The following is a 3,793-nucleotide window of genomic DNA, read 5'->3' as shown; positions in this document are numbered from 1 at the left end:
GTGTGTTGCCTACAGTGCTGCTGAGGGCAACCTCCGTGGCCGTTCTCAGGACTCCGGGTACATCCCGTACTTTGAACAGGAACTGGGAGGCATCCAGTACCCGGTACTGGACTATGACATGCACATTAACGATATTTTCGTCTTTTGTGAGCATCAACGCCTGGTTGGGGATTTCCCGAAATTGTCCGGGCTTTACTTCCTCAAAGCCGATATTCAGTCGCCTCACAGAGGCGAGGTCAACCACCGTAACAGTTTGGAACGGCCCCGGGAGATGGTAGTTCAGTCCGGCGCTGGTCTTCCCTATCTCCTGCCCAAACTGCTTTACAACCCCTTGCGAGCCGGGCCCTACTGTGTATATACCGGTGGCCAACCATATCACCACCACGATGCCAACCGGCACCGCCCACCATTTCTTTAACCAGTGTTTCAGTTTTGGACCTATGTCTCCAAAATCTGGCAGCTCTGGCTCTACGTGACGGCGTCCTCTTGTTTCCCATGCCATATCCGCACCACCTTTTCATGTTTGAATTGACGATGTAAGTAAATGCTAACTTACTTTCTAATAGCCTACAGCATTGACAGGAGAGAGTCAAGCAGCCGTTTCACTTTCAGCTTTGGAGCTTCTTTTTTGAATGGGCGGAAAAGGCGGAATTGAAATATCGTACCCAAAATCCGCCACCTATTTCTCGGGGTGTGGTTTTTAATGGTCAAAAATAGGGTTTTCAGGCCAAGGTGAATTTTACGCTGGCGCTGATGAGCCAGCGGAGAAGGTGTTGCCTGTTGCGCAAAGCTGAGGTGATGCTCGACTCCTGCTCGACTTCTGAAAAATGAAAACAACCTCCCTGGCAGTCACCCATCGTAGTTTAAGTGGCCACTTTCTTGGGTAATGAGTTCTGCTTTTAGGCTGCTATCAGGGCGATCTCGACGCTGCAACCATTTCACTGTGCCTCCAGAGGTCTTCGATGCGTTGCCGTACCTCCAGGAGCAGCTTATAGGCAGGGTGGTTGGCGCTCAAGCGGATGATGAGTTGTCGGGCATGGGTCGTGACCCGGCCAGCCAGATGAATCAGGCCAAAGCGAACCGCTTTCAGTCGCTTGGTAGCCCATCCCTGAGGCAATACCAGATGCTTCATCAAGGAGTTTAGGTTGAAAGACAGAACCGATATAGCCCACCATGCAGCATTGGCGCCAAATCTACTTGACGGCAATTGGCCGCCCGCCAGGTCCTCTTTCAGCACTGAGTGCATCTCCTCACCCTTGCCACAGCGAGCCCTGGACCAGTGAATGACCTTATCCCCAGGAAGATCTCGGTTGGTCACCACGCCAAACAGCTTGTAACGTACCTCACCTATATCCAGCGTTGGGAAAGGAAGTTGCGGGCTATCCAGACCGGGAAGCTCTCGTTGCTGCAGAAGCTCTCGGATAGCCAGAAACCTATACTCGGGGCCGTCTTTCTTATAGCCTGCCCAACTGGGTACAAAGTTTACCTCTGCCCATTCTTGCTCCGTCCCTTCGCTGTGCTCAGGGCAGGCTTTTACCAGCTCCCCATTTGACTCTTTCTCCAGGGGATGCCAGTTCTTCTCTTCCACTTTGGCCACTGCCCGTTTGAACTCCAGCGTCACATCTACCCCTACTGCAAACTCAATAACTCCGAAGCGCTCGTTCTTTCCCTCAGCGCAGTACGTCAACAATTTGTGCTCATAGCTGGCTGTATCGCTCCGGTAATAAACCTTTACTACGCCATCCGGCAGCGCTGCCAGTGTTTGTTGTAGTACCCGCAGGTTCCCGAATCCGGCGGGGACATTTCCATCCCGGAACTCCGAATGGACTATCATGTCCTGCTCCGCCCAGCGGGTGGTCAACGGCTGATAAGCCTTATATCCCTGGTAGGAAAATAACGCATCACGTTTGTATGTCTCTACCAGGCTGGCATCCTGTTCCAAGGTGGCCTCCCGTTGTGGTGACCTCCGTTGTGCAAAGCGCAGCAAGTCCTCATTTACTCTACTCAGAGCCTGTAGATGCTCGTTCAGCGCCGGTATAAAGGCATATCCAACACCTCGCTTTGCCTCCTCTACAGGGTCACTGAATGCCTCCAGGTAGCGGAAGACCGGGGGTTGGGAGGGTACAGCACGCTTCCGCTCCTTCTGCCACCGTCGTTCCTGCTCCCTTCTCTCCTTACGCAGCAGACCATGCAGTTCTGCCCGACGGAGCACCCGGGCAAAGCCCTCATCCTTCTCCAGAATTCGTAAATCATCCACACAATCCCCACCTGCTATATTCAGCATTATCAAAGACATAACAATCTGATCGTCCGTCCACCCTTGGGTCTGCTCGGCACATACTCTCATATGTCGCCGGATAGAATCAATCAAACCTGAAGCCACCGCCAATTCCAGGTAAGCTGGCAACCCTGCTAACCCTGTCATACCAGTCGTAGATGGCTCCGCCTGATACTGGAAATTAAGAATGCCTTGTGTCATAATTATTTCACCTCGCTGGTGATAGAATTTTGTTGCTAAATCCTATCTTACCTTCTATCTGCGGAAGATACCAGCGGGGTCTTTCTTTTTCTTTTTTTGGTGGCGGATTAAGGGTCTCTGGCAATCAGCTCTTCAGCGAGGATTATGGCGTCAGACCTTTGCTTGCCTGTATGGGGATTGGTGCAGCCAGCGATGGCTACAATTCCATTAACCCTTCTGGAATCCAGCGCATTCACCAGCGCATCAAGATTTTCTTTTGTTCCGAATATGGACTCTTTAGAGAAGCCTATTAAAGCGGTTGATTTAGTATCAGGTATATTTATTTTGTTCCAATCTCTGTTTTTAAAGGCTTCAATAGCAGTTCCGATAATCTTTCTGCTTATCTCATCAGCCTTTTCCGGATCGAAATCTATCCTCTCTATCCCCTCAATAGAAACAACCTTTTCTACGGAAACTATTTTTGTATGGAACCTATCCGCCATAAGTTTGAGGCCAGGTATTGTGCAGTTGAAATCCACCACCATCAGATCCACCGCGCCTGTGGCAATTGCGATCTCCTGCTTCATCCAGCTTCCAACCTGGCCTGCCATAAGCACGTTATCCCTGGACACAAGTTCTTGTCCGACATCCGTGGAACCATAGACCTTAATCCCTTTGGCGCCCGCTTCTTTCGCCATATTCAGAAGGCGCTCATCATTCTGCGCCTCAAGAATTTTAAGCTGAAGAAGAGGTTGATGTCCATGGACCAGGATATTAACTGTGTGCGGGTCGAGCACGCCGAGGTTTGTCTCAATCAGCTTTGGTCGGGGTGGGCCAAGCAGTATATCTTGGAAGTGAGTTGCCATTGCCAGCCCAGAGTACATCGCGCTTATGGATAGGGATAGGCTGTTTTTCAAAAGGTCCATCGGATCGGTGTTGATGTGGCTCATGGTACGGGTCATGGAGCTGAGTACTTCGCTATGGGCGCCGCCGGGGAAAAGGCCTAACTCTCTCCAATGGGCAATCCTTTTCTTGGGCGCGAATATCCGAACAAGTTCCGATTCTTCTTCGGATGGCTTGTTAATATCACGGTAATAGAAGTCAGCTACCTCCTTGGCGAGAATATGCTTGTCACTATTGGGATTTAATCCCATAGCGTTAGCTAATTCTCGGAGCTTTTCTTCGTTCTTTATCTCAAAAGTTGTCTTTTTCTGCGCAGTCAAACTTAATACTTTGGCCGTTTCTTTCGCATGATGGATGTAAGCTGCCGCCCCGGCCGCGATGTGCATTAGCATGTTCCTGGCCACGATGGTGTCAGCCGTGGCGCCACAAATG

The 3,793-nt window shown here is 50.7% G+C and carries 3 protein-coding genes; all 3 read right to left on the bottom strand.

Annotated elements, in window-relative coordinates:
• The coding region (locus tag HYS22_02455; protein MBI1909015.1) for an HflK protein at positions 1-502 on the bottom strand (502 nt) is incomplete at its 3' end.
• Positions 503-910: 408 nt separating this feature from the next.
• On the bottom strand, positions 911-2,479 hold the full coding sequence (locus tag HYS22_02450; protein ID MBI1909014.1) for an IS1380 family transposase: 1,569 nt from the start codon (positions 2,477-2,479) through the stop codon (positions 911-913).
• Between the two features lie 107 nt (positions 2,480-2,586).
• Positions 2,587-3,793, bottom strand: a 1,207-nt coding sequence (locus HYS22_02445) for a carbon monoxide dehydrogenase (protein MBI1909013.1), incomplete at its 5' end; no start/stop codon positions are given.

This window comes from Deltaproteobacteria bacterium (assembly GCA_016177765.1).
Taxonomy (GTDB): Bacteria; UBA10199; UBA10199; order JACPAL01; family JACOUP01; genus JACOUP01.
The sequence above is the reverse complement of the archived record's forward strand: the minus strand, read 5'-3'. Positions and strand labels throughout refer to the sequence as shown.

Coding starts and splice junctions, on each gene's coding strand:
- HYS22_02450 (MBI1909014.1), bottom strand. CDS start 2,479: ATGACACAAGGCATTCTTAATTTCCAGTATCAGGCGGAGCCATCTACG.